Origin of the sequence: Streptomyces sp. NPDC015139, assembly GCF_043079785.1 — a bacterium.
In the GTDB taxonomy this organism is placed as follows: Bacteria; Actinomycetota; Actinomycetes; order Streptomycetales; family Streptomycetaceae; genus Streptomyces; species Streptomyces albidocamelliae.
Genome location: NZ_JBIBUW010000002.1, coordinates 872,288 through 898,150, shown reverse-complemented (window position 1 = coordinate 898,150; position 25,863 = coordinate 872,288). Strand labels below are relative to the sequence as shown.

The following is a 25,863-nucleotide window of genomic DNA, read 5'->3' as shown; positions in this document are numbered from 1 at the left end:
GCCCGCCTGCGGACCGTAGGCCCTGTGGGACTCGAACCCACAACCAATGGATTAAAAGTCCACTGCTCTGCCAATTGAGCTAAGGGCCCCGGCGATGTTGCTCGTCCGAGCATAGCCGGACGCGGCCGGGTCTCCGATCGGGTATCGGCGACCCGGCCGCGTCGGACGGGGACGGAGCGGCAGGTTGGTCACTTTTCGACCGGCTCCAGGGTGGGGGCCGGGGTCCGGTTGAGGAACCAGTGGCGTGCCGAGGCCAGCCACCAGGTGGCGGCGAAGCCCAGGACGACGAGGACGGCGACCGGGGCGTAGTTGAAGGTCTTCCCGGTGACCGGGGCGACCTGGGGGAGCATGAACAGGATCGTGATCGCGGCGACCCAGACGACCGAGACGACACCGATCGGCTTCGACCAGCGGCCCAGGTGCCAGGGCCCGCGTTCGAAGGCGTCGCCCTTGCGCACCCGCAGGAAGGTCGGGATGACGTACGCGATGTAGAGGCCGATGACCGCGATCGAGGTCACCGCCGCGTAGGCCGTCGAGTTGATGAGGTAGGGCAGGCCCAGCGCGAGCGCGCCCAGCGCGGCCAGCCAGACCGCTGCCACGGGGGTACGGGTGCGCGGGCTGACGGTGTGCCAGACGTGCGAGAAGGGCAGCGCGCCGTCGCGGGAGAAGGCGTAGATCATACGGCTGTTGGCGGTGACGGAGGCCATGCCGCAGAAGAGCTGGGCCCCGATCACCACCAGCAGCAGGAGCTTGCCGGTGGTGGCGCCGAGGGCGTCGAGCAGGATCTGGGCGGGCGGTGCGCCGGTGGGCGAGGCGAGCTCGCGGTCGTAGGACTGGATCGCGAAGGTGAAGCCCAGCAGCAGGACGAAGCCCGCGATCCAGGACGTCCAGATGGAACGGACGATGCCCTTGGGCCCCGCCGTGGAAGCGTCGTGGGTCTCCTCCGTCATGTGGGCCGAGGCGTCGTAACCGGTGAAGGTGTACTGGGCCATCAGCAGGCCGAGCAGGACGACGTAGAGGCCGCTGCCCCAGCCGGTCTCGTTGACGAAGTGCGTGAAGACGAACGACGCCGACTGGTGGTGGTCGGGCACGAACGCCAGTGCGCCGACGATGACGGCGACCCCGAGGACGTGCCACCACACGCTCACGCTGTTCAGGAAGGCGACGATGCGGACGCCGAAGGTGTTCAGCAGGCCGTGCAGCACCAGGATCGCCGCGAACAGCAGGACCGTGCGGCCGGGCGTCACCTCGAAGTCGAACTGGAGGTTCAGGTAGGCGCCCAGGAAGGAGGCCGCGCCGAAGTCGATGCCCGCGGTCACCGCGACCTGGCCCAGGACGTTGAACCAGCCGGTGAACCACGCCCAGGCCGCCGCCGAGCGCGGGGGCGCGAGGCGGTGCGCCCAGAAGTACAGGCCGGCCGAGGTCGGGTAGGCGGAGCAGATCTCGGCCATCGACAGACCCACGAAGAGGGTCATCAGACCGACCGCGACCCAGCCCCAGGTGATCACCGCGGGGCCGCCGGTGATCATGCCGAAGAGGTACAGGGTGAGGCAGCCGGACAGCACCGAGATGATCGTGAAGGAGACGGCGTAGTTCGAGAACGCCGACATCCGGCGGGCGAGGACCTGGGTGTAGCCGAGTTGGGCCAGTCGTTCCTCGTCCGACGGCCCGCTCGCGCTCGCGTCATCTGTCATGCCCCCAGCAATTCCCTCGCCGGGGGCGTGACATGCGCCACTCCTGGTACCGGTGTGGCCCGAAGGGGCCCGTGCGGCCCCACCGGCCGCCGGAGACCGGTGCCCGGACACGCGGAAGGGCCCGCACGACCGGAGTCGTACGGGCCCTTCCCTCAGCTCACTCGGCGTCAGCCGTTGCGCTTCCAGCGCGGCTTGTCCTCGCGGCGGCCGAAGGAGCCGGTGCCGCGGTGGTCGTCACGACGGCCGAAGGGGCGGTCGTGACCACCGGAGCGGAAGCCCGGGCGGTCGTCGCGGCGGTCGCGGTTGAACGGACGGTCGCTGCCCCGGTGCCCACCGCGCTCGTCCCGGCGGAAGCCGCCGCGGTCGTCACGGCGCTCGAAGGAACGACCACCACGGTCGCCACGGTCGTCACGACGCTCGAAACCACGGTCGCGGTCCCGGTCGAACGGACGACGGTCGTCACGGCGCTCGAAGGAACGACCACCACGGTCGCCACGGTCGTCACGACGCTCGAAACCACGGTCGCGGTCCCGGTCGAACGGGCGACGGTCGTCACGGCGCTCGAAGGAACGACCACCACGGTCACCGCGGTCGTCACGACGCTCGAAGCCACGGCCACCACGGTCACCGCGGTCGTCACGACGCTCGAAGCCACGGCCACCACGGTCGCCGCGGTCGTCGCGGCGCTCGAAGCCACGCCGCTCCTTGCGCTCGTACGGCGCCGAAGCCGCCGGACGCTCCTCGCGCTCGGCCGCCTGCTCGACGGCCGCGGCCGCCTCGACCACGGCCTCCGCCGCGGCCGCCTGGGCCTCGGCCACCGCGGCCTCGGGGTCCTCGCCGCGCTCGCGGGCGACGCGGGCGACCAGACGGTCGGCCTCCTCGCGCAGTTCGGTCGCACGGCGCTGGGCGCGCTCCAGCTGCTTGGTGAGCTGGGCGACGTCCCGCTCGGCCTGATGGGCGGCGTTGCCGGCGGACTCGGCCTGGACCTCGGTCATGGAGCGGGCGCCGGTGATGTCGGCGACCTCCGGCTCGAAGGCGGCACCGCCCTGGATGATGTGGCGGCCCGCGTCGACGCCGGCGTCCTCCATGAGGCGGAAGATCTGGCGCCGCTGGTGCGGCAGCGAGAGGGAGACCACGGTGCCGGTGCGGCCGGCGCGCGCGGTACGGCCCGCACGGTGCAGGTAGTCCTTGTGGTCACCGGCCGGGTCCACGTTCAGGACCAGGTCGATGCCGTCGACGTGGATACCGCGGGCGGCGACGTCGGTGGCGACCAGGACGTTGACGTAACCGTCCTTGAAGTCGGCCAGGGTGCGGGTACGGGCGCCCTGGGTCATGCCGCCGTGCAGCGCGTCGGCCTTCACGCCGGACTCGCGCAGCTGCTCGGCGACGCGGTCGGCGCCCAGCTGGGTGCGGACGAAGATGATCGTGCGGCCCTTGCGGGAGGCGATCGCGGCCGTGACCGGCGCCTTGTCCTTGGGCTTCACGATGAGGATGTGGTGCGACATGGTCGTCACCGCGCCCTGGGCCGCGTCCACCTCGTGGGAGACGGGGTTGTTCAGGTAGCGGTCGACGAGGGTCTGGATCTCGTTCTCCATGGTCGCGGAGAACAGCATCCGCTGGCCGCCGGCCGGGACCTGGTCGAGCAGCTCGGTGACCTCGGGCAGGAAGCCCAGGTCGGACATCTGGTCGGCCTCGTCGAGGACGGTGATCTGGACGTCCTCCAGGGAGCAGGCGCCGCGGTTGATGATGTCGCGCAGGCGGCCCGGGGTGGCGACGAGGATGTCGACGCCGCGCTCCAGGGCGTAGATCTGGTTGCCCATGGACGTACCGCCGCAGACGACCTTCATCTTCAGGCCGAGAACGTCGCCGTAGGGCTGGAGAGCGTCGGCCACCTGCATGGCCAGCTCGCGGGTGGGGGTGAGGATGACGGCGCGGGGCCGCTTCTTCTCGGTACGGCCGCCGGCCAGCGTGGCCAGGGTCGGCAGACCGAAGGAGAGGGTCTTGCCGGAGCCGGTGCGGCCCCGGCCGAGGATGTCCTTGCCGGTCAGGGCGTCCGGGATGGTCGCGGCCTGGATCGGGAAGGGGGTGGTGACGCCGTTCTGCGCAAGCTTGCGCACTACGCCCTCGGGGAGGCCGAGGTCGGCGAAGGTGGTCTGGGGGGTGGTGTCAGCGGCCTCGGGGGCCTCGGTGACCTCGGACGTCACGTCTACGAGCTCGTTCTCGTTCTCGGACACGACGAACTGATCAGTACTGGACACGGACATGCGAATGCGAAACCTTCCGGAGTCTCTTCGGCACGCGCCCGTCAACTCCGTGATTCGCTCACGACCGCCTCAATGCGGTCCGCCACGGCAAGGGAGAGTACGCGCCACACGGCGCGCTCTGTGGTGGCGCCGGGCAAATGGGATCAAACGATCTACCACCATACGCACCCCCCACCCCCGAAGGCAAACCGATCTCAGGAGACGCCCGCCACATCGCCTCTCGCCCCCGGCGCCCGCGGCCTCCTCGCCCGTCGGCCGCACGGGACCCTCATGCGAAGGCGGCGCCCGCGGCGGGCGCCGGCTCCCGCTGGACCAGCTGCGGCCCCGTCTCCTCGTGCGCCGAGGAGGACGGCTCGGCCGAGGGCGGTTCCGAGGCGGGCGGCGGCGGGGTGGAGGCGGGCGGCGGCTCGGGCGGGGCGGAGGTGGGCGGCGGCGTCGGCTCCGCCCCGGTCGGCGCGGGGTCGCCGGGCTTGACCGTCTTCCCCGGCTTCGCGGGCGCGGTGGTCGTACGGTCCGTCCCGGACGGCGTGGCCGAGGCCGACGCCGACTTCCCGTGCTTCGCCTTGCCGCCGTGCCCGTGCTTACCGTCACCCGCCCCGCCGTCGTACCCGAAACCGCCGGAGCCGCCGCCCGGATCGCCGTTCGGGGCCCCGCCCCCGTGCTGCCCGGCGGAGTGGGAGGGCCGGGCGGGCCCCGCGTCGTCGCCCACGCTGACACAGCCGGCGGCAGCGGCGACGGTCAGCACCGCGGCGGCCAGACGGGCGGGTACGTACAAGGGGCGCACGGCGGCCACCTCCGGGGGCGGGAAAAAGAGTCAACCTCCCCAACTCCCGCCGCCCGCAAGAGGACACGCGCCGCGTTCGAATCGGCGCTCAGCCGTGGCTCACCCGTAGCCCAGGGCGTGCAGCCGCGCGTCGTCGATGCCGAAGTGATGGGCGATCTCGTGCACCACGGTCACCTCGGTCTCCGCGACGACGTCCTCGCGGGACTCGCACATCCTGAGCGTCGGCCCCCGGTAGACGGTGATCCGGTCGGGCAGCACGCCCGCGTACCACTCGCCCCGGTCGGTCAGCGGGGTCCCCTCGTACAGCCCGAGCAGCTCGGGGTCCTCGGCGGGCGGTTCGTCCTCGACGAACACCGCCACGTTGTCCATGAGCCGCGTCAGCTCCGGCGGGATCCGGTCCAGCGCCTCGGCGACCAGTTCCTCGAACTCCTCGCGCGTCATCTCCAGCACAGGGCCATTGTCCGGTACGGAAGGCCGGATCGCGGGGCCCGTGCACGCGCGGAGGAAGTGGCGGACGCGTGCCGGGGCGCCGCATACCGCCGCGGGGACATGGGCATACGGGTCCAATGGCCCGCGTCCCCGTCGCAGCCCTGGACCGCATGCTGAACCGCACCCCGAACCGCACCCGCCGCCGCGGCGGGAAGCAGCCCGCCCTCGAACTCGCCGCCCGCCCACGCCCCTGGCTCAGCGCCCTCGGCCTGACGACGGTGGTGCTGATCGGCGCCTGGCTGGGCCTGCTGATCGTCGGCAACGTCCGGGCCCCGGTCGGCCCGATGAACACGACGATGGCACTGCGCCCCTCGCTCACCGGCGGCACGAAGATCAACATCTCCCCGCTGGGCGCGCTGACCCTCGACAGCCACGTGGCACCCGTCCGCCTGGACGTGAACGTCGACCAGCTGGACCCGCTGCGCTCGCAGGCCCTGGTGGACCACCCCGAGCGGCTCTCCGGCCTCCAGGACGAGGTCACCGACGACGTCGAGCACGGCACGCTCGACCTGGCCGTGCGCTCGTGCGTCGCCGTCGTCACCGGCGCGACCGCCCTCGGCCTCGCCGTCTACCGCCGTCCGCGCCGCGCCCTCGCGGCGGGCGGGCTGGCCCTGGCGCTGCTGGCCGCCTCGGGCGCGTCGGCCTACGCCACCTGGAACCCGAAGTCGGTTCTGGAGCCGAAGTTCTCCGGCCTGCTGAGCTCGGCCCCGTCCGTGGTCGGCAACGCACGCAGCATCGTCACGGAATTCGATGTCTACCAGAAGGAGTTGGCCCGCCTGGTGACGAACGTGACCAAGCTCTACGACGTCACGTCCACGCTCCCGGCCTACCAGCCCGACCCCTCCACGATCCGGGTCCTGCACGTGTCGGACATCCATCTGAACCCGGCGAGCTGGAAGATCATCGCCTCGCTGGTGAAGCAGTACCGGGTGAACGTGATCGTCGACTCCGGCGACACCATGGACCACGGCGCGGCGGCGGAGAACGGCTTCCTCGACCCGATCGGCGACCTGGGGGCGCCGTACGTCTGGGTGCGGGGCAACCACGACTCGCGCACCACCCAGCGCTATCTGGAGCGCATCAAGAACGTGCACGTCCTGGACGACGGCCGGGCGGAGACCGTCGGCGGGCTGCGCTTCGCGGGCATGGGCGATCCGCAGTTCACCCCCGACCGCTCGGCGGTGCCCGGCGGGGACAGGTCGGAGGAGCTGGCGGGCGACCGGCTGGCCAGCGCCCTGCGGGACCAGCGCGCGTCCGGCACCCCGGCGGACGTGGCGATCGCCCACGAGCCGGCCGCGGCCCGCGAGACCGACGGCGAGGTGCCGCTGGTGCTCTGCGGCCACCTGCACCACCAGGGCACCGAGATGCTGAAGTACGGCACCCGGCTGCGCATGGAGGGCTCGACCGGCGGCAGCGGACTGCGTGCGGTCGAACGGCAGTACCCCGCACCCATCGAGGCCTCGATCCTCTACTTCGACCGCGACAGCAAGCGCCTGCAGGCCTGGGACGCGATCAAGCTGGGCGGCCTGGGACTCACGACGGCCGAGGTCAGCCGCCACCTCGCGGACGAGAACGGGATCGGGGCGTCCCCGGACCCCACACCGTCCGGCACCCTGTCCGGCACGCCCTCGGGCACGCCCTCCGGTCCGGCGTCCCGTCGGGCCCCGTAAACCGTTTTGGCGATCCTCCCCGCCATCCCATATGCTTCTCACGTCCCCGACGCGCTGAGAAGCGCCCAGGCGGGCCGATAGCCCTCATCGTCTAGCGGCCTAGGACGCCGCCCTTTCAAGGCGGTAGCACGGGTTCGAATCCCGTTGGGGGCACGCAAGATCGTGTGCGACACTGTTGCACACACGCTTGGTCCTGTGGAGCAGTTTGGAGTGCTCGCCACCCTGTCAAGGTGGAGGCCGCGGGTTCAAATCCCGTCAGGACCGCTGAGGTTTCACGTGAAACCTCGTGGCTGGGTAGCTCAGTTGGTACGAGCGTCCGCCTGAAAAGCGGAAGGTCGCCGGTTCGACCCCGGCCCCAGCCACCGCAGCGAAACCCCCTTCCGGGTTACCGGAAGGGGGTTTCGTCGTCTCCGGGACGGCGCTACGTTCAGGCTGATCGGACCGGATGTGTCCGTGGATGGTTGCCGGGGGGAAGAGATGAGCCGGGACGACGAGGCCAGAGCCATTCGGGAGACCGAACTGGAGAAGGACCGGGCGCGCTACGGGCTGCTGGCGGTCCTCGTCAGCAATCTCGCGATCGCCGGGGTCGCGATCTTCGGCGTGTGGCGGCTCGACGGCGACAAGGCCGTGATCGTCGGTGTGCTGACCGCCGCGTTCACCGCGGTCAGCAGCATGACCACCGCCTACCTGGGGATCAAGGCCATCTCCAACACCGCGAAGACGATCGCCCTCGGTGACGCGGCGGCCCGCCGGCACGCGGAAGCCGTCCCGGCGGCACCGCCCGCCCCGCGCATCCCCTAGGCCGGCGCACCCCCCAGGCCGGCGCGTCCCTAGGCCGCGTGCGCCGGGCCGCTCGGCCGGCCGCCCGGATGCCGGTGCCGCCAGATCAGGAAGACCGCGCAGGAGACGAGCGCCCAGCCGGCCAGCACCAGGAACGGGAAGGCGTGCTGGTGCCCGCGGAAGTACACCGCCGTGTGCTGGGCGTTCACCGACGCGCCGGGCGGCAGCCAGCGTCCGACGAGGCCGAGCGGGGACGGCAGCAGCGGCCAGGAGACGGCACCGCCGGACGACGGGTTGCCCAGCAGCACCATCAGGCCCCAGGTCGGCAGCATGGCCCAGCGCCCGACGAGGGTGTTGAACATCGTGAACACCATGCCGGAGGCGAACATCGTCAGGGAGAGGATCGCCCACGACTGCGCGAACGGCAGGTCGAGCGCCCCCAGCAGCCAGTCCACCACCGCCGCGATCACGAACCCGCCGAGTACGGCGTACGCGGCGGTGAACCCGATGCGTTCCATGGGGTTCAGCGCCCGTGCGTGCACGCTGAGCTGGATGGCGCCGACGAAGCCGATGATGACGGCCGCGAGGGAGATGTAGAAGATCGCCAGTCCTCTGGGGTCGCCCTTCTGCAACGGCTTGAGATCGTGGACCACCACGGGCGTGCCGGTGGCCCTGCCCACCTTCGGCGCCGCCTCGCCGAGCAACTGGGCGACCGACGCCCCGGACGCCGAGGACACGTCCAGGGTGATCGCCCGGCCGACGGGCGCCTCGAACACCGCGAACACCTTCTGCTCGTCCACCGCGCGCACCGCGTCCGCCCTGTCGCCGTACTCGCGCAGCCTGAGGGAGGTGTCCAGGGCCTGCTCCATGGCCCCCACGAACCGCCGGGCCGTGGGATCGCCGTAGGGGCCGATCACCGCCGTGGGAATGCTGTGCGGGGTCGGGTTGGCCATGGCGTACGTGTAGGAACCGGCGAAGAGGCCGGCCGCGGCGGCGATGAGCAGCAGCAGGACCGTCGCCGGGAGGAAGGGGGACGCGCGGAACCGGGCGAAGCGCTCCGCGCCGGTGGGCGGCCGACCGTGCTCTCCATGCGGCGAATCGGGCATACCGGATACTTTCCCATCGCCGCGCGGTGCTCGCCGGGTGCGGGCCGCCCCAGGCCGGACGGCCGGTTCACCCTTCTCCCCCGTCGGTGGCGCCACCCGCGGTCAAATCGTTCGCCTCTCTTTTGGCCGAGGTGAGATCCTGGACCGCGTATGTCTACGCATCCCGCCCCCGCCCTCGGCCCCCTCGCCCCCCGTCTGACCGAGCTCTCGCTGCGCGACGCGCATCGGCTCGGGCGGCGGCTCGAGGGCGCGCGCAAGATCCGTAAGCCGGAGGCCCGCGCCACCGTCATCGCCGAGATCGAAGGCGAGATCGGCAAGGCCGAGGCCCGGATGGCCGAGCGCCGCTCGCGCGTGCCCGCGGTCACGTATCCGGAACAGCTGCCCGTCAGCCAGAAGAAGGACGAGATCGCGGCCGCCATCCGCGATCACCAGGTCGTCATCGTCGCCGGTGAGACCGGGTCCGGCAAGACGACGCAGATCCCGAAGATCTGCGTGGAGCTCGGCCGTGGCGTCCGCGGCATGATCGGCCACACCCAGCCCCGCCGGATCGCCGCCCGTACCGTCGCCGAGCGGGTCGCGGACGAGCTGCGGACCCCCCTCGGCGAGGCCGTCGGCTGGAAGGTCCGCTTCACCGACCAGGTGAACCCGGACGCCACCTTCATCAAGCTGATGACGGACGGCATCCTGCTCGCCGAGATCCAGACGGACCGCGAGCTGCGCGCCTACGACACGATCATCATCGACGAGGCCCACGAGCGGTCCCTCAACATCGACTTCCTGCTCGGCTACCTCGCCCAACTGCTCCCGAAGCGGCCGGACCTCAAGGTCGTCATCACCTCGGCGACCATCGACCCCGAGCGCTTCTCCCGGCACTTCGGCGACGCCCCGATCGTCGAGGTCAGCGGCCGCACCTACCCGGTGGAGGTGCGCTACCGGCCCCTCCTCGAAGAGGACTCGGACGACTCCGACCGGGACCAGATCACCGCCATCACCGACGCCGTCGAGGAACTGATGGGGGAGGGGCAGGGGGACATCCTCGTCTTCCTCTCGGGCGAGCGGGAGATCCGGGACACGGCGGACGCCCTGGAGAAGAAGAAGTACCGGTTCACGGAGGTACTGCCCCTGTACGCCCGGCTGTCCCACGCCGAGCAGCACCGGGTGTTCCAGCCGCACACCGGACGCAGGATCGTTCTGGCGACCAACGTCGCCGAGACCTCCCTCACGGTCCCCGGCATCAAGTACGTCATCGACCCCGGCTCCGCCCGGATCAGCCGCTACAGCCACCGCACCAAGGTCCAGCGGCTGCCCATCGAGCCGGTCTCGCAGGCCAGCGCCAACCAGCGCAAGGGCCGTTGCGGCCGCACGAGCGACGGCATCTGCATCCGTCTGTACTCCGAGGACGACTTCGTCGCCCGCCCGGAGTTCACGGACGCCGAGATCCTCCGTACGAACCTGGCCTCCGTCATCCTCCAGATGACCGCCGCGGGCCTCGGCGACATCGAGAAGTTCCCCTTCATCGACCCGCCGGACCACCGCAACATCCGCGACGGCGTGCAGCTGCTGCAGGAGCTCGGCGCGCTGGACCCGGCCCAGAAGGACGCCCGCAAGCGGCTCACCGACACCGGCCGCAAGCTGGCCCAGCTGCCCGTCGACCCGCGTCTCGCCCGCATGGTGCTGGAGGCGGACAAGAACGGCTGTGTCCGCGAGGTCATGGTCATCGCGGCCGCGCTGTCCATCCAGGACCCGCGCGAACGCCCGGCCGACAAGCAGGCACAGGCCGACCAGCAGCACGCCCGCTTCAAGGACGAGACGAGCGACTTCCTCGCCTACCTGAACCTGTGGCGGTACGTCCGCGAGCAGCAGAAGGAGCGGGGCTCCAGCTCCTTCCGCCGGATGTGCAAGCAGGAGTACCTGAACTTCCTGCGCATCCGCGAATGGCAGGACATCTACACCCAGCTGCGCACGGTCGCCAAGCAGATGGGCATGCACCTGGAGGAGCACCCGGCGGGTGCCGAGGCCCCCGCCGACCGCGTCCACGTCTCCCTCCTCGCCGGCCTCCTGTCCCACGTCGGGATGAAGGACGTGAAGGACGGCAACAAGAACGAGTACCTCGGCGCCCGCAGCGCCAAGTTCGCCGTCTTCCCGGGCTCGGCGCTCTTCAGGAAGCAGCCGAAGTTCGTGATGTCGGCCGAGCTGGTCGAGACGAGCCGGCTGTGGGCACGGGTCAACGCGAAGATCGAGCCCGAGTGGGTCGAACCGCTCGCCGGCCACCTCCTGAAGCGGACGTACAGCGAACCGCACTGGGAGAAGGACCAGGCGGCCGTGATGGCCTACGAGAAGGTGACGCTGTACGGCGTCCCGATCGTCGCCCAGCGCAAGGTGAACTACGGCCGGATCGACGCCGAGGTCAGCCGCGAACTGTTCATCCGCAACGCCCTGGTCGAGGGCGACTGGCGCACGCACCACAAGTTCTTCGCCGACAACCGCAGGCTCCTCAGCGAGGTCGAGGAACTGGAGCACCGGGCGAGGCGCCGGGACATCGTGGTCGACGACGACACGCTCTTCGACTTCTACGACCAGCGGGTGCCCGAGCACGTGGTGTCCGGCGCCCACTTCGACTCGTGGTGGAAGCACAAGCGGCACGAGCAGCCCGACTTCCTCGACTTCGAACGGGAGATGCTCATCCGGGAGTCGGCGGAGGCGGTCACCAAGGCCGACTATCCGGACTCCTGGCGGCAGGGGCAGCTCACGTTCCGGGTGACGTACCAGTTCGAGCCGGGCGCGGACGCCGACGGTGTCACCGTGCACATCCCGCTCCAGGTCCTCAACCAGGTCACGGACGAGGGCTTCGACTGGCAGATCCCGGGCCTGCGCGAGGAGGTCGTCACGGAGCTGATCCGCTCCCTGCCCAAGCCCGTGCGCCGCAACTACGTGCCCGCCCCGAACTACGCGAAGGCGTTCCTGGAGCGGGCGGTGCCCCTGCAGGAGCCGCTGACCGTGACGATGGCCCGCGAGCTCAAGCGGATGGTCGGCGTGCCCTTCGAGGCGGAGGACTTCGACTGGGCCCGGGTCCCCGACCACCTGAGGATCACCTTCAGGATCGTCGACGAGCGGCGCCGCAAGCTGGCCGAGGACAAGGACCTGGAGGCACTGAAGCTCTCGCTGAAGCCGAAGGCCCGCAAGGCCCTCTCCCAGGCCGCGGCCGCGACCGCGTCCCGGGAGGGCGGCGAGTCGCTGGAGCGCACGGGCCTGACCGACTGGACGATCGGCACGCTCACCCGCGTCTTCGAGACCCGCAGGGCCGGCCAGCCCGTCAAGGCGTACCCGGCGCTGGTGGACGACGGCGACACGGTCTCCGTCCGGCTCTTCGACACCGAGGCCGAGCAGGCGGAGGCCATGTGGAAGGGCACCCGCCGGCTGATCCTGCGCAACATCCCGGTGAACCCGGCGAAGTTCGCCTCGGACAAGCTGACCAACCAGCAGAAGCTCGGCCTGTCGGCCAACCCGCACGGATCCGTCCAGGCACTGTTCGACGACTGCGCGATGGCCGCGGCGGACAAGCTGATCGGCGACTTCGGCGGGCCGGCGTGGGACGAGGAGTCGTACCGCAAGCTGTTCGACAAGGTGCGCGCCGAGATCGTGGACACGACGGTCCGCGCGGTCGGCCAGGTGCAGCAGGTCCTCGCCGCCTGGCAGGCCTGTGAGCGGCGCCTGAAGGCCGTCGGCAGCCCGGCGCTGCTCGCGAACCTCACGGACGTGCGCAAGCAGCTGGACGCCCTCGTGAAGCCCGGCTTCGTGACCTGGGCGGGCATACGGCGGCTGCCGGACCTCATGCGCTACCTGGTGGCCGCCGACCGGCGCCTCCAGCAGATGCCGACCGGCGTCCAGCGGGACACGACCCGTATGGAGAAGGTCCACGAGATGCAGGACGAGTACGCCTGGCTGCTGGAGCAGCTGCCCAAGGGCCGCCCGGTGCCGCGGCAGGTCCTGGACATCCGCTGGATGATCGAGGAGCTGAGGGTCAGCTACTTCGCCCATGCCCTGGGCACGGCGTACCCCGTCTCCGACAAGCGGATCGTGAAGGCGATCGACGCCGCCGTACCGTAGCCGAGCGCTCACAGGGGGTGAGTTCGACCAGGCGGGCCCACCTCCTGTACAGTCTGTCTCGCAGCGCAGGACGGCAAGTCAGGCGCAGCGAAACCTGGTCCTGTGGAGCAGTTTGGAGTGCTCGCCACCCTGTCAAGGTGGAGGCCGCGGGTTCAAATCCCGTCAGGACCGCAAGAAGAGGGCCCTCATCCGCCAGTCGGATGGGGGCCCTCTCGCATGCCGCTCACCAACCGGCGGAGCCGCTCGCGGCCTTGACGGCGTCACATTCGCTCGGTACCCAGGGAGCAGGGCCCGTTCTTCCCGTGCGGCCCCTGGAGGTGGCGTATGGCGGCATCGGCCAGGCACGAGACACGGGCGCTCCTGAGGGCGCATCTGTCGGCCGCCTCGTCCTACCGGCACTTCACCCGCCACTGCGCCGTCTGTCATCGCCTGCTGCGCCTGGCGATGGACGCCGGCCCCTGCCCCCAGGACCTGGACGACGAGCCGGCCGAGGACGAGAGCCCGCGTAGCGCCTGAGATCCGTCTCCTCTAACCCACCCGTGCCACGGGCGACAAGCGGACGCGCGTGTGACGGGAGTCACCGCATGAGTTTTTGAAAGGGCGGTACTTACCCCCTTCATACAACTGGTCAATTTAATATGTGCAATTGCACCGCCCCCAGGGGTCGCGCACAGCGCTTCCGACACCCCTCCCCAGACTCCGACAAGGCCGCTCACAGAGTGCCCGCACAGCCCGCGACCAGCGCACAAAAAAGATCGCGCTGGACCCGGCGGAGTCCAGCGCGATCTACGACGCACCCTGTGTGGCTGCCTACAACGTTCTCTTCGGCTTGGGCGTGGGCCCTGTTGGGGCAGGTCCCGCGTCGCTTGTAGCTAGGGTTCGGGCGCCGCGACCAGTTGGGGGACCAGCCGTTTTGCCCGGTTATTCAGTTGTTCAGGCCTCGCTGCGCTGCTGCGGGATGCCCGCGAGCAGTGCGCGGACCTCGGCCTCGCGGTAGCGGCGGTGCCCGCCGAGCGTACGGATCGAAGTGAGCTTGCCGGCCTTCGCCCACCGCGTGACCGTCTTGGGGTCGACACGGAACATGGTGGCGACCTCAGCCGGGGTCAGCAGCGGCTCGGCATCAGGGGTGCGAGCGGTCATGAGCGGCCTCCTCGGGAGAACCGAACCTTCTCGGTTCTTTCCTCTAAATTCTGCACCTTGACCCGCGTTGCCCGAAATGGCGGACGCGAGTCGAGTCGGTTATAGGACGAACGGCTTGTCCTCGGCACTACAACTACACCATCTGTCCAGCCGCGTCGGCCAAACCGATGGAATTGCCCTCCCAGGTGTTCATCAGCGACGGAAGCCGATGGACCATGCCATAGCGGACAGTCACGCCACTGTGACGATCAGTCACAGGGCGATCAGGAGTCATCAGACCCCCCAAAGCGTGCAATGCTGAGAATCCGCCCATGATGGAGCATAGTTGGACGGACAGAGCCCTCCCCGGACTCCTTGTCCTATTTTGGCATGAGGGGCGGCAAGTGGCGCAAGGGCCGCGTAAGTGCCGTCCATCACCCTTGGGACAAAAGTCCAGATCGGGACCAACATCCCGTCAGATGGTCATGTGTCGTAGACCGTACGTCGTTCGACGGCGTTCGAGCCGTGACGTACGTCACTCAGTTCGCGGAACGCCGGTCCCGTGCCGTCCGCCACCGCTCCACGAGCCGCCCGTAGGCCGCTCCGGCCGCCACCCCGTCGCCCCGCCGCAGCGCCTCGATGCCGTCGGCCACGTCCGCCGCCGAGTGGTCGTCCTCCAGCTCGCCGGCCGGCAGCACATGCACCAGACCGCCGTAGTCCAGCTCCACCAGCGAGCGCGGGTGGAACTCCTCCAGCCAGCGGCCGACGTCCAGCAGCCCGTCGATCAGCGGGCCTTCCTCGACGGTCTCCTTCAGCGTGCGCAGGGCCCGCGCCACCCGGCGGCGGGCCTGCACCATGGGCGTGCGGTAGCGCAGCATCGGGGGCGCCTCGGCGGTCCCCTTGTCGTACCGCCGCTCCTCGTCCCCGACCAGGACGAACCAGTTCAGCGGGATCTGCCAGGTCGCCGTGCGGATCCACGGGCGGGCGTCGGGGTTGCGGGCGAGCCAGCGCTCGTAGTCCTGGGCGGCCTGCCGGCGCACCACGGGCGGCAGCACCGCGTCCAGCACCGGCGGCGGCAGCTCCTCGCCGAGCTCGTCCAGGGCCAGCCAGCCGCGCAGCCGGGTCCGCCAGGGACACACGCAGGTCACCCCGTCGACCTCCGCCACGAAGGCGTCGCCACTCTCGTGCACCGGTACCGCGATCGGCGGGGTGGGCAGCAAGTCCGCGAGGGAGCGCCGCAGTTCGTCCTGGTAGGACGGGCGGTCGGCGCGGCGGGCGTAGCGCTCCCAGTGGCCGCGTTCCGGCTCCGGGAAGGCGCCCAGCGGCTCGTACACGCGCAGGTACGCGGCGTAGGGGACGACCACGGAGGACACCTTGGGCACGCCTGCTCCCTCCCCATCGGACCCGGCTCGAAACCCAGGCGAATCGTGCCACGGTCATGCGTGCGCGAACGGCGCGGGAGAGTGATCCTGAACACTGCGCGGATGGTGGTCGTGCCGAGGCTCTACTCTCATGCCAGCACCCCGCCACCCGCACGGGGGCTACGCCCCACCCGCCGCTACTTACACAGGAGTCACCACAGTGACCGACGTAACCGGCGCACCTGCTGATGTCCTGCACACCCTGTTCCACTCGGACCAGGGAGGCCACGAGCAGGTCGTGCTCTGCCAGGATCGTGCGTCCGGCCTCAAAGCCGTGATCGCCATCCACTCCACCGCTCTGGGCCCGGCCCTCGGCGGCACCCGCTTCTACCCGTACGCGACCGAGGCGGAGGCCGTCGCCGACGCCCTCAACCTGGCGCGCGGGATGTCGTACAAGAACGCCATGGCCGGTCTCGACCACGGCGGCGGCAAGGCCGTGATCATCGGCGATCCGGAGCGCGACAAGACCGAGGAGCTCCTCCTCGCCTACGGCCGCATGGTCGCCTCGCTCGGCGGACGCTACGTCACCGCCTGCGACGTCGGCACCTACGTCGCCGACATGGACGTCGTGGCCCGCGAGTGCCGCTGGACCACCGGCCGCTCCCCCGAGAACGGCGGCGCCGGCGACTCCTCCGTGCTCACCGCCTTCGGCGTCTACCAGGGCATGCGCGCCTCCGCCCAGCACCTGTGGGGCGACCCGTCCCTGCGCGGCCGCAAGGTCGGTGTCGCGGGCGTCGGCAAGGTCGGCCACCACTTGGTGCGGCACCTGCTCGACGAGGGCGCCGAGGTCGTGATCACCGACGTGCGTGCCGAGGCCGTGCGGCGGATCCTCGACCAGCACCCCGAGGGCGTGACGGCCGTCGCGGACACCGAGGAGCTGATCCGGGTCGAGGGGCTGGACATCTACGCCCCCTGCGCCCTGGGCGGCGCCCTGAACGACCTCTCCGTGCCGGTGCTCACCGCGCGGGTGGTGTGCGGCGCGGCCAACAACCAGCTCGCCCACCCGGGAGTGGAGAAGGACCTCGCGGACCGCGGGATCCTCTACGCGCCGGACTACGTGGTCAACGCGGGCGGGGTCATCCAGGTGGCCGACGAGCTGCACGGGTTCGACTTCGACCGGTGCAAGACGAAGGCGGCGAAGATCTTCGACACCACGCTGGCCATCTTCGCACGTGCGAAGGAGGACGGGATCCCGCCGGCCGCCGCGGCCGACCGGATCGCCGAGCAGCGGATGGCCGAGGCCCGCGCGGCTCGCTGAGCCGGACCGTGCGGGGACCCCGGACGGGTGTCCGATCGCACAGGTGAGCGGTACCCGTCGGCGGGAAGTTGGAGAGAACTCTCACTTCCACCGGCGGGTCGCTCCCCGATAAGTGGTTAAAATCGCCACTGACCAGCGAGGACAGGGCACCTCGAAGGTCCAGGGCACACGCGCGTGCTGCGGGCGACGTACCGTATGGGCGCGGGCTCAGGTACCGTGGAAGCCCTACGGACCGGCCTCTCTGCGGAGGGTCCGTTCCGGATCATGAACGCGTGTCAGACTCTGGGGCCGTCGAGCCCCGTCACCGAGGGGGTCGAGCCATGGGGCGCGGCCGGGCCAAGGCCAAGCAGACAAAGGTCGCCCGCCAGCTGAAGTACAACAGCGGTGGGACTGACCTGTCACGTCTGGCCAGTGAACTGGGCGCATCGACTTCGAACCAGCCGCCGAACGGCGAGCCGTTCGAGGACGATGAGGACGACGAGGACGATCTCTATTCTCGGTACGCCGACCTCTATGAGGACGACGACGAGGACGAGGACCAAGGTCCCTCACAGCACCGTCGCGGCGCTTGACCCAGTACTGAGCACCTGCCCGGTCGGTGGCACTGCCACCGACCGGGTTCTGTGCTACCCGCAGATTCAGCCGGCGTAGTCGCCGACCAGCTCGGCGCCCGTCTCCCGGTCGCCCCGGTCGGTGATCTCACCGGCGACCCACGCGTCGACACCCCGGTCGGCCAGGGTCGTCAGGGCCACCTCGGTGGACTCCTGCGGGACGATCGCCATCATGCCGACGCCCATGTTGAGGGTCTTCTCCAGCTCCAGGCGCTCGACGTTTCCGGTCCGGCCGACCAGGTCGAAGATCGCGCCCGGGGTCCAGGTGGAACGGTCGACGGTCGCGTGCAGCCCGTCCGGGATCACCCGGGCCAGGTTGGCCGCGAGGCCGCCACCGGTGATGTGACTGAAGGCGTGCACCTCGGCGGTGCGGGTCAGGGCCAGGCAATCCAGGGAGTAGATCTTCGTGGGCTCCAGCAGCTCCTCACCGAGGGTGCGGCCGAGCTCGGCGACCTCCGCCTCCAGGGCGAGGCCCGCGCGGTCCAGCAGGACGTGGCGGACCAGGGAGTACCCGTTCGAGTGAAGCCCGGAGGACGCCATGGCGATCACCGCGTCACCCGTGCGGATACGATCCGCGCCGAGCAGCCGGTCGGCCTCCACCACGCCCGTGCCGGCGCCGGCGACGTCGAAGTCGTCCGCGCCCAGCAGGCCCGGGTGCTCGGCGGTCTCGCCGCCCACCAGGGCACAGCCGGCCAGCACACACCCCTCCGCGATGCCCTTCACGATGGCCGCGACGCGCTCGGGGTGGACCTTGCCGACGCAGATGTAGTCGGTCATGAAGAGCGGCTCGGCGCCGCACACCACGATGTCGTCCATGACCATGGCGACCAGGTCGTGCCCGATGGTGTCGTAGACGCCCATCCGGCGGGCGACGTCGACCTTCGTGCCGACGCCGTCCGTGGCGGAGGCGAGCAGCGGGCGCTCGAAGCGCTTGAGGGCGGAGGCGTCGAAGAGTCCGGCGAAGCCGCCGAGGCCGCCGAGGACCTCGGGGCGCTGGGTCTTCTTCACCCACTCCTTCATCAGCTCGACGGCGCGGTCGCCCGCCTCGATGTCGACGCCCGCCGCTGCGTAGCTGGCACCAGTTGTCTCAGACATGACTGTGAGAGCTTTCGTGTCGTACTGCAGGGGTGTTACGGGCGACGGATCGCGTCGGCCGCGGCCGTGGCGGCGGGACCGGCCGCCAGCTCGGTCTCCAGCAGCTGCTTGCCGAGCAGCTCCGGGTCCGGCAGCTCCATCGGGTACTCGCCGTCGAAGCAGGCGCGGCACAGGTTCGGCTTGGCGATCGTCGTCGCGTCGATCATGCCGTCGATGGAGATGTAGGCCAGGGAGTCGGCGCCGAGGCTGGTGCCGATCTCCTCGATGGTCATGCCGTTGGCGATCAGCTCCGCGCGCGTGGCGAAGTCGATGCCGAAGAAGCAGGGCCATTTCACGGGCGGGGAGGAGATCCGGATGTGGACCTCGGCGGCGCCGGCCTCGCGGAGCATGCGGACCAGGGCCCGCTGGGTGTTGCCGCGGACGATCGAGTCGTCGACGACGACCAGACGCTTGCCCTTGATGACTTCCTTCAGCGGGTTCAGCTTCAGGCGGATGCCCAGCTGGCGAATGGTCTGCGAGGGCTGGATGAAGGTCCGGCCGACGTAGGCGTTCTTCACCAGGCCCGCGCCGAAGGGGATGCCGGACGCCTCCGCGTAGCCGATGGCGGCGGGGGTGCCGGATTCCGGGGTCGCTATGACCAGGTCGGCCTCGGCCGGGGCTTCCTTGGCGAGCCGGCGGCCCATCTCCACACGGGAGAGGTACACGTTCCGGCCGGCGATGTCGGTGTCCGGACGGGCCAGGTACACGTACTCGAAGACGCAGCCCTTGGGCTTCGCTTCCGCGAATCGGGAGCTGCGCAGGCCGTTCTCGTCGATGGCGACGAACTCGCCCGGCTCGATCTCCCGCACGAAGCTCGCGCCGCAGATGTCGAGGGCGGCGGACTCGGAGGCGACCACCCAGCCGCGCTCCAGGCGGCCCAGGACCAGCGGGCGGATGCCCTGCGGGTCACGCCCGGCGTACAGGGTCTGCTCGTCCATGAAGACGAGGGAGAACGCGCCCTTCACCTTCGGGAGCACCGCGTGCGCGGCCTCCTCGATGGTCAGCGGCTTGCCGTCCTCGTCGACCTGGGCGGCCAGCAGGGCCGTCAGCAGATCGGTGTCGTTGGTGGCCGCGACCCGGGTGGTGCGGCTGTTGTTGTCGTTGGGGAGTTCGGCGACCATCTCGGCGAGCTGCGCCGTGTTGACCAGGTTGCCGTTGTGGCCGAGCGCGATCGAACCGTGCGCGGTGGCACGGAACGTCGGCTGGGCGTTCTCCCACACGGAGGCACCGGTGGTCGAGTAGCGGGCGTGTCCGACCGCGATATGACCCTGGAGCGAACCTAGAGAAGTCTCGTCGAAGACCTGGGAGACGAGGCCCATGTCCTTGAAGACGAGGATCTGGGAGCCGTTGCTGACCGCGATTCCCGCGGATTCCTGACCCCGGTGCTGGAGGGCGTAGAGCCCGAAGTACGTGAGCTTTGCGACCTCTTCACCCGGAGCCCAGACGCCGAAGACGCCGCAAGCGTCCTGGGGGCCCTTTTCGCCGGGAAGCAGATCGTGATTGAGTCGACCGTCACCACGTGGCACGCCACCGAGTGTAGGCGAGATCGACCACTGGTCCGAATTGGGGATGCGCGGCCCTACCGGTCCGGGCTCAGTCGATCACCTTGTCGGATTCTACGTATCCGCAGGTCAGAGCGGTGTCGCGAGAAATCGGCGGGGTCCCGGACACCTCCCGCGAGGCGGCCCGGGTCCCCTTCGACTCGTTTGTGAGTGAGGTGTCGCACATCATTCGGGTGCGCCGCGGCTGAGGTGGACACGGTCGCCGTCGCCGTCGGTGAGCGTCAGCTTCGCGTCCTCGGTCCGCGCCGTGAGCGTGCCGGTGGTGAGGGTCCGGGCGAGGGCGCGCTCGAAGGCCATCCGCTCCGGGCTGCAGGCCATCCGCGTGGTGCGCAGGTCGCCGAAGGTGATCCGGTCGCCGTTTACGGTGGCGCGGGCGCTGAACTGGTTGCAGCCGAGATTGCCGGCCGCCTTCCCGTTCTCCTCCACGCGCAGGCGGGCGGAGGCGGGCGCGTGCCGGGTCGTGTCGCCGACGGTCAGGCTGTCGACCCGCCAGTCGATCCCGGTCACCGGCTGCTGGACGCTCACCGCTCCACTCTCCGCCCTCCCGGTCCCACAGGCCACCACGAGCGGGACGAGCACGGCGGCCGCCGTCAGGGTCATGCGCTGCTTGTACCGGTTCATACGGGTTCGACGGATCGGCGGTACGACCGGTTCCGCTACGCCAGCAACGGCAGCAGGTCCCCGATGTCCGCCCGCTCCCCGCTCGCGCTGACCTTCGCCTCGGCGAGGGCGTCCTTCCAGGCCAGCCGCCCGGTGGCGAGCCGGATCCAGGTCAGCGGGTCGGTCTCCACGACATTGGGCGGGGTGCCGCGGGTGTGCCGGGGCCCCTCGACGCACTGCACGACCGCGTACGGCGGCACGCGCACCTCGGTGGAGCCGCCCGGCGCCTTCACGGCGAGGGCGTCGGCGAGCAGCCGGGTCGCGGCGGCCAGGGCCTGGCGGTCGTGGGGCACGTCGAGTCCCGCGACGGCCGCGGTGAGGTCGTCGGTGTGGACGACGAGTTCCACGGTGCGGGTGACGAGGTAGTCGTCGAGCGGCATCGCGCCGGCGCTGGTCTCCAGCAGCCGGCCGCCGGGGTGCTCGTCGAGGAGGGCCCGCAGGCTGCGGTCGACGTCGGCGAGGTAGGCGTCGAGGTCGGGGTGGTCGGCGGCGAGGCGGCGGGTGAACTCGTCGATGGCCGTGGAGTCGGCGGCGGTGGCGAAGGGCCACTCGACCACCGTGACGTCCTGGCGGGGCGGCGCGGGCAGGTCGAGCGCGCGGTGCACGGCGGTGAGCGCCATGCCGATGTGCGCGACGAGTTCCCGTACGGTCCAGTCGCCGAGCCGGGTCGGCAGCGCGAGCTGGTCGGGGCCGAGGCCGCCGACGGCCTCCCGGACGTTCGCGAACTGCGCGAGGACCGCGGCGCGGGTCCGGGCGGGGTTGTAACTGCGGGCACGCTTCTTGGCCGGTGGCATGCCGGTGAGCCTATGCAGGCCCGCGCCCGCGCCGCGAGCGAATACGACCGCGCGGGCCGGGCCGGGCCGGGTCGGGCCGGGTCAAGCCAGGCCGGGCCGGGTCAGGCCAGGCCGGGCCCGCCCAGGCAGGGCGAGGTCAGGCCGGACCAGGCAGGGCGAGGTCAGCCAGGGCCAGGTCAGGCAGGGCCAGGTCAGGCAGGGCCTGGCCAGACGAGCCAGGCCGCACCGCAGACCGGACCGGACCGCAGACCGGGCCGGACCGCAGACCGGGCCGGACCGCAGACCGGGCCGGGTCGGGTCGGGTCGGGCCAGGCAGGCGCAAGCCGGACAAGGCCGGGCAGGGCCAGGCCGGATCAGGCAGGCCAGGCAGGGGCAGGGCCTGGCCGGACGAGCCAGGCCGCACCGCAGACCGGGCCGGACCGCAGACCGGGTCGGGCAGGGCCAGGCCGGGTCGGGCCGTGGACCGGTGTTGGTGGATCGCGGCGGCCGGCATCGGCGAAGGCCCCGTCCGATGTCGCGGACGGGGCCTTCGTGCAGCGGGCGGGACTTACGCCAGCAGTGCCGGGATCGTTGCCTCGTGGGCCTCGCGCAGCTCGGCGAGGGAGAGGGCGAACTCGCCCTGGATCTCCACCGCGTCACCGTCCACGACACCGACGCGGGTGGCCGGCAGGCCGCGCGCACCGCACATGTCGTTGAAGCGGACCTCCTCCGAGCGCGGCACCGCGACGACGGCGCGGCCCGCCGACTCGGAGAACAGGAACGTGAAGGCGTCCAGACCGTCCGGGACGATCAGCCGCGCGCCCTTGCCGCCGAGCAGCGCGGACTCCACGACCGCCTGGACCAGGCCGCCGTCGGACAGGTCGTGCGCGGAGTCGATCATGCCGTCGCGGGAGGCGGAGATCAGGATCTCGGCCAGCAGGCGCTCACGCTCCAGGTCGACCTGCGGGGGCAGACCGCCGAGGTGGTCGTGGACGACCTGGGACCAGGCCGAGCCGCCGAACTCCTCACGGGTGTCGCCGAGGAGGTAGAGCAGCTGCCCGTCCTCCTGGAAGGCGACCGGCGTACGGCGGGCGACGTCGTCGATCACGCCGAGGACGGCGACCACCGGGGTGGGGTGGATGGCCGCCTCGCCCGTCTGGTTGTAGAGCGAGACGTTGCCGCCGGTCACCGGGGTGCCCAGCTGCTGACAGGCGTCGGCGAGACCGCGGACGGCCTCCGCGAACTGCCACATGACGGCCGGGTCCTCGGGCGAGCCGAAGTTCAGGCAGTCGGAGACGGCGAGCGGCTTGGCACCGGTCGTGGCGACGTTGCGGTACGCCTCGGCGAGGGCCAGCTGGGCGCCGTGGTACGGGTCGAGCTTGGCGTACCGGCCGTTGCCGTCGGTCGCGATGGCGACACCGAGGCCGCTCTCCTCGTCGATCCGGATCATGCCGGAGTCCTCGGGCTGGGCGAGGACGGTGTTGCCCTGCACGAAGTGGTCGTACTGCGAGGTGATCCACTTCTTCGAGGCCTGGTTCGGCGAGGCCACGAGCTTGCGGACCTGCTCCTTCAGCTCGGCCGAAGTCGCGGGCCGGGGCAGCTTGTTCGCGTCGTCGGCCTGCAGGGCGTCCTGCCACTCGGGGCGGGCGTAGGGGCGCTCGTAGACCGGGCCGTCGTGGGCGACCGTGCGCGGGTCGACGTCGACGATCTTGCCGCCGTGCCAGAAGATCTCCAGGCGGTCGCCGTCGGTCACCTCACCGATGACGGTGGCGATGACGTCCCACTTCTCGCAGATCTCCAGGAAGCGGTCGACCTTCTCCGGCTCGACGACCGCGCACATGCGTTCCTGCGACTCGCTCATGAGGATTTCCTCGGGCGAGAGCGTCGAGTCGCGCAGCGGGACGTCGTCCAGGGTGACGCGCATGCCGCCGGAGCCGTTGGAGGCCAGCTCGGAGGTGGCGCAGGACAGACCGGCGGCGCCGAGGTCCTGGATGCCGACGACCAGCTTCTCCCGGAAGGCCTCCAGGGTGCACTCGATGAGGAGCTTCTCCTGGAAGGGGTCGCCGACCTGGACGGCCGGGCGCTTGGAGGGCTTGGCGTCGTCGAAGGTCTCGGAGGCGAGGATCGAGGCGCCGCCGATGCCGTCGCCACCCGTGCGGGCGCCGTACAGGATGACCTTGTTGCCCGCGCCGGAGGCCTTCGCGAGGTGGATGTCCTCGTGCCGCATCACACCGATGGCACCGGCGTTGACCAGCGGGTTGCCCTGGTAGCAGGCGTCGAAGACGACCTCGCCGCCGATGTTGGGCAGGCCCAGGCAGTTGCCGTAGCCGCCGATGCCGGCGACGACGCCCGGCAGGACGCGCTTGGTGTCGGGGTGGTCGGCCGCGCCGAAGCGCAGCGGGTCCACCACGGCGACCGGGCGGGCGCCCATCGCGATGATGTCGCGGACGATGCCGCCGACACCCGTGGCCGCGCCCTGGTAGGGCTCCACGTACGAGGGGTGGTTGTGCGACTCGACCTTGAAGGTGACCGCGTAGCCCTGGCCGACGTCCACCACGCCGGCGTTCTCGCCGATGCCGACGAGCAGCGCGTCCGACTCGGGCGCCTTCTCGCCGAACTGGCGGAGGTGGACCTTGGAGGACTTGTACGAGCAGTGCTCGGACCACATGACCGAGTACATGGCGAGCTCGGCGCCGGTCGGGCGGCGGCCGAGGATCTCCACCACCCGCTCGTACTCGTCCTTCTTCAGGCCGAGTTCGGCCCAGGGCAGCTCGACGTCGGGGGTCGCGGCCGCGTGCTCGACCGTGTCCAGAGGCGTCCGGCTCATGCGTTGACCAGCTTCTTGAGGATCGAGGTGAAGAACGGCAGGCCGTCGGTACGGCCCGTACCGATCAGCGGCTCGACGGCGTGCTCGGGGTGCGGCATGAGGCCGACGACGTTCCCGGCCTCGTTGGTGATGCCGGCGATGTCCCGCAGCGAGCCGTTGGGGTTGACGTCCAGGTAGCGGAAGACGACCCGGCCCTCCGCCTCCAGCTTGTCGAGCGTGTACTCGTCGGCGACGTACCGGCCGTCCATGTTCTTCAGCGGGATGTGGATCTCCTGGCCCTGGCGGTAGTCGCCGGTCCACGAGGTCTCCGCGTTCTCCACCCGCAGCTTCTGGTCGCGGCAGATGAAGTGGAGGTGGTCGTTGCCGAGCATGCCGCCCGGGAGGAGGTGGGCCTCGGTGAGGATCTGGAAGCCGTTGCAGATGCCGAGGACCGGCAGACCGGCCTTCGCCTGCTCGATGACGGACTCCATCACCGGCGAGAACCGGGAGATGGCGCCGGCACGCAGATAATCGCCGTAGGAGAATCCGCCGGGAAGGACGACGGCGTCGACCTGCTTGAGGTCCTTGTCCTTGTGCCAGAGGGCGACCGGCTCGGCGCCCGCGACACGGATCGCGCGCTGGGTGTCCCGGTCGTCGAGACTGCCCGGGAAAGTGACGACGCCAATACGAGCGGTCACTTCGCGGCCTCCGCGACTTCCGCCGTGTCTTCCACCTTGACGATGAAGTCCTCGATCACGGTGTTGGCGAGGAAGGATTCCGCAAGATCGTGGATGCGGGCGAGCACGGCCTCGTCGACCGGCCCGTCAACTTCCAGTTCGAAACGCTTTCCCTGACGTACGTCCGAGATCCCCTCGAAACCCAGGCGCGGCAGCGCACGCTGGACCGCCTGGCCCTGGGGGTCGAGGATCTCCGGCTTGAGCATGACGTCGACTACGACGCGTGCCACTGGCACTCCCGGTGTGTGGTGCTGAGCAGGTTCCTTCAGACTACCCGCACAAAATTTCTACGCGAGTAGAGTTGTAGGAAACTACGTGAGGCGCATCACGATCGGGTGTCGGAGCGCGGCACCCGAGAAAAGTTCTGGGAAAGTTCGGGAGACCCTCCGCGGCGCCTATTGTGCTCGGACACGCGGACGGATTTAGTCGGGCTTCACTTTGCATTGCCGGGCACTGTACAAATGAATTGGCAATAGCCGATACTCGGCACGTCAACGCCGGTGAGCTGTATCGACGTGCCGCACGAAGGGACCGATATTCGTGGCGCAAAAGGTCGTGGTCACTCTCTTTGACGACATCGACGGCTCGGAAGCGGCGGAAACGATCGCCTTCGGACTCGACGGCAAGTCGTACGAGATCGACCTGAACGAAACCAACGCCAAAAAACTGCGCAAGGCGCTCGCGCCCTACGTCGAGGCCGGCCGCAAGCGGTCGCGGTCCGGCAAGGCGTACAAGCAGACGGAGGTCGCCCCCGACCCGGCTGCCGTCCGCGCCTGGGCCCAGGCCAACAAGATGGACGTCCCGGCCCGGGGACGCATCCCCAAGAAGGTCTACGAGGCGTTCAGCGCCGCGCAGTGAAGCCCGCGAAGGGGCAGCCCTCAGGGTCCG

21 protein-coding genes and 5 tRNA genes are annotated in these 25,863 nt (G+C 70.4%); 11 read left to right on the top strand and 15 right to left on the bottom strand.

Annotation, left to right across the window (positions count from 1 at the left end; translation table 11 throughout):
- Positions 1-16 precede the first annotated feature (16 nt).
- The 5 genes from ACF08B_RS08645 to ACF08B_RS08625 form a co-directional block, all read right to left on the bottom strand.
- Positions 17-89 (bottom strand) — tRNA-Lys (locus ACF08B_RS08645).
- Between the two features lie 99 nt (positions 90-188).
- Positions 189-1,694 (bottom strand): amino acid permease, encoded by a 1,506-nt coding sequence (locus ACF08B_RS08640; RefSeq protein WP_392316658.1) that lies wholly within the window; start codon positions 1,692-1,694, stop codon positions 189-191.
- A 167-nt stretch (positions 1,695-1,861) separates the two neighbouring features.
- Positions 1,862-3,958, bottom strand: a complete 2,097-nt coding sequence (locus ACF08B_RS08635) for a DEAD/DEAH box helicase (RefSeq protein WP_392316657.1) — start codon at positions 3,956-3,958, stop codon at positions 1,862-1,864.
- Between the two features lie 268 nt (positions 3,959-4,226).
- A complete protein-coding gene (locus ACF08B_RS08630) occupies positions 4,227-4,742 on the bottom strand; it encodes a hypothetical protein (protein ID WP_392316656.1) in 516 nt (171 codons plus the stop codon).
- Between the two features lie 99 nt (positions 4,743-4,841).
- Positions 4,842-5,192: a metallopeptidase family protein gene (locus ACF08B_RS08625; protein ID WP_180361919.1), complete on the bottom strand. Its 351-nt coding sequence runs from the start codon at positions 5,190-5,192 to the stop codon at positions 4,842-4,844.
- Between the two features lie 116 nt (positions 5,193-5,308).
- On the opposite strand from ACF08B_RS08625, the gene ACF08B_RS08620 reads away from it, so the two are divergent.
- The 5 genes from ACF08B_RS08620 (at position 5,309) to ACF08B_RS08600 (ending at position 7,702) form a co-directional block, all read left to right on the top strand.
- A complete protein-coding gene (locus ACF08B_RS08620; protein WP_093696805.1) occupies positions 5,309-6,901 on the top strand; it encodes a metallophosphoesterase in 1,593 nt (530 codons plus the stop codon).
- 80 nt (positions 6,902-6,981) lie between these two features.
- Positions 6,982-7,054, top strand: a tRNA-Glu gene (locus ACF08B_RS08615).
- A 36-nt stretch (positions 7,055-7,090) separates the two neighbouring features.
- Positions 7,091-7,165: transfer RNA gene (locus ACF08B_RS08610), tRNA-Asp, on the top strand.
- Between the two features lie 24 nt (positions 7,166-7,189).
- Positions 7,190-7,263 (top strand) — tRNA-Phe (locus ACF08B_RS08605).
- A 115-nt stretch (positions 7,264-7,378) separates the two neighbouring features.
- Positions 7,379-7,702, top strand: a complete 324-nt coding sequence (locus ACF08B_RS08600) for a hypothetical protein (RefSeq protein WP_392316655.1) — start codon at positions 7,379-7,381, stop codon at positions 7,700-7,702.
- 29 nt (positions 7,703-7,731) lie between these two features.
- On the opposite strand, the gene ACF08B_RS08595 is transcribed toward ACF08B_RS08600, so the two are convergent.
- Positions 7,732-8,787, bottom strand: coding sequence for an ABC transporter permease (locus ACF08B_RS08595; protein ID WP_392316654.1), 1,056 nt, complete (start codon positions 8,785-8,787; stop codon positions 7,732-7,734).
- 150 nt (positions 8,788-8,937) lie between these two features.
- Between ACF08B_RS08595 and hrpA the strand changes: the two genes are divergently transcribed.
- The 3 genes from hrpA (at position 8,938) to ACF08B_RS08580 (ending at position 13,410) form a co-directional block, all read left to right on the top strand.
- Positions 8,938-12,894, top strand: a complete 3,957-nt coding sequence (gene hrpA, locus ACF08B_RS08590) for an ATP-dependent RNA helicase HrpA (protein ID WP_392316653.1) — start codon at positions 8,938-8,940, stop codon at positions 12,892-12,894.
- Between the two features lie 96 nt (positions 12,895-12,990).
- Positions 12,991-13,065 (top strand) — tRNA-Asp (locus ACF08B_RS08585).
- A 153-nt stretch (positions 13,066-13,218) separates the two neighbouring features.
- The gene (locus tag ACF08B_RS08580) at positions 13,219-13,410 is read left to right on the top strand and encodes a DUF6274 family protein (protein WP_392316652.1); all 192 of its coding nucleotides are present in this window, start codon (positions 13,219-13,221) and stop codon (positions 13,408-13,410) included.
- A 417-nt stretch (positions 13,411-13,827) separates the two neighbouring features.
- Here ACF08B_RS08580 and bldC read toward each other — a convergent pair whose 3' ends face one another.
- Both bldC and ACF08B_RS08570 read right to left on the bottom strand, forming a co-directional pair.
- Positions 13,828-14,034, bottom strand: a complete 207-nt coding sequence (gene bldC / locus ACF08B_RS08575; RefSeq protein ID WP_003949541.1) for a developmental transcriptional regulator BldC — start codon at positions 14,032-14,034, stop codon at positions 13,828-13,830.
- A gap of 518 nt (positions 14,035-14,552) precedes the next feature.
- Positions 14,553-15,395 carry a hypothetical protein gene (locus ACF08B_RS08570; protein ID WP_093476495.1) on the bottom strand — a complete coding sequence of 281 codons (843 nt, stop codon included), beginning with the start codon at positions 15,393-15,395 and terminating at the stop codon, positions 14,553-14,555.
- A gap of 199 nt (positions 15,396-15,594) precedes the next feature.
- On the opposite strand from ACF08B_RS08570, the gene ACF08B_RS08565 reads away from it, so the two are divergent.
- Both ACF08B_RS08565 and ACF08B_RS08560 read left to right on the top strand, forming a co-directional pair.
- Positions 15,595-16,692 (top strand): Leu/Phe/Val dehydrogenase, encoded by a 1,098-nt coding sequence (locus ACF08B_RS08565; RefSeq protein WP_392316651.1) that lies wholly within the window; start codon positions 15,595-15,597, stop codon positions 16,690-16,692.
- A gap of 320 nt (positions 16,693-17,012) precedes the next feature.
- Entirely contained in the window at positions 17,013-17,264 is a 252-nt protein-coding gene (locus ACF08B_RS08560; RefSeq protein WP_392316650.1) for a DUF3073 domain-containing protein, read from the top strand.
- 66 nt (positions 17,265-17,330) lie between these two features.
- On the opposite strand, the gene purM is transcribed toward ACF08B_RS08560, so the two are convergent.
- The 7 genes from purM to purS form a co-directional block, all read right to left on the bottom strand.
- Complete coding sequence (purM, locus tag ACF08B_RS08555; protein WP_093476489.1) at positions 17,331-18,398, bottom strand: phosphoribosylformylglycinamidine cyclo-ligase; 1,068 nt, start codon at positions 18,396-18,398, stop codon at positions 17,331-17,333.
- A 35-nt stretch (positions 18,399-18,433) separates the two neighbouring features.
- Entirely contained in the window at positions 18,434-19,963 is a 1,530-nt protein-coding gene (purF, locus tag ACF08B_RS08550) for an amidophosphoribosyltransferase (RefSeq protein WP_392316649.1), read from the bottom strand.
- Between the two features lie 201 nt (positions 19,964-20,164).
- On the bottom strand, positions 20,165-20,599 hold the full coding sequence (locus ACF08B_RS08545) for an META domain-containing protein (protein WP_392316648.1): 435 nt from the start codon (positions 20,597-20,599) through the stop codon (positions 20,165-20,167).
- Between the two features lie 56 nt (positions 20,600-20,655).
- Positions 20,656-21,453, bottom strand: a complete 798-nt coding sequence (locus tag ACF08B_RS08540) for a sterol carrier family protein (protein WP_392316647.1) — start codon at positions 21,451-21,453, stop codon at positions 20,656-20,658.
- A gap of 547 nt (positions 21,454-22,000) precedes the next feature.
- Positions 22,001-24,259, bottom strand: coding sequence for a phosphoribosylformylglycinamidine synthase subunit PurL (gene purL / locus ACF08B_RS08535; protein ID WP_392316646.1), 2,259 nt, complete (start codon positions 24,257-24,259; stop codon positions 22,001-22,003).
- Positions 24,256-24,936: a phosphoribosylformylglycinamidine synthase subunit PurQ gene (purQ, locus tag ACF08B_RS08530; RefSeq protein ID WP_093476479.1), complete on the bottom strand. Its 681-nt coding sequence runs from the start codon at positions 24,934-24,936 to the stop codon at positions 24,256-24,258. The genes purL and purQ overlap by 4 nt, the downstream gene beginning before the upstream one ends.
- Positions 24,933-25,205, bottom strand: a complete 273-nt coding sequence (gene purS / locus ACF08B_RS08525) for a phosphoribosylformylglycinamidine synthase subunit PurS (RefSeq protein ID WP_392316645.1) — start codon at positions 25,203-25,205, stop codon at positions 24,933-24,935. Before purS ends, purQ begins: the two co-directional genes overlap by 4 nt.
- 310 nt (positions 25,206-25,515) lie before the next feature.
- On the opposite strand from purS, the gene ACF08B_RS08520 reads away from it, so the two are divergent.
- Positions 25,516-25,833: an Lsr2 family protein gene (locus tag ACF08B_RS08520; protein ID WP_031164632.1), complete on the top strand. Its 318-nt coding sequence runs from the start codon at positions 25,516-25,518 to the stop codon at positions 25,831-25,833.
- Positions 25,834-25,863 lie beyond the last annotated feature (30 nt).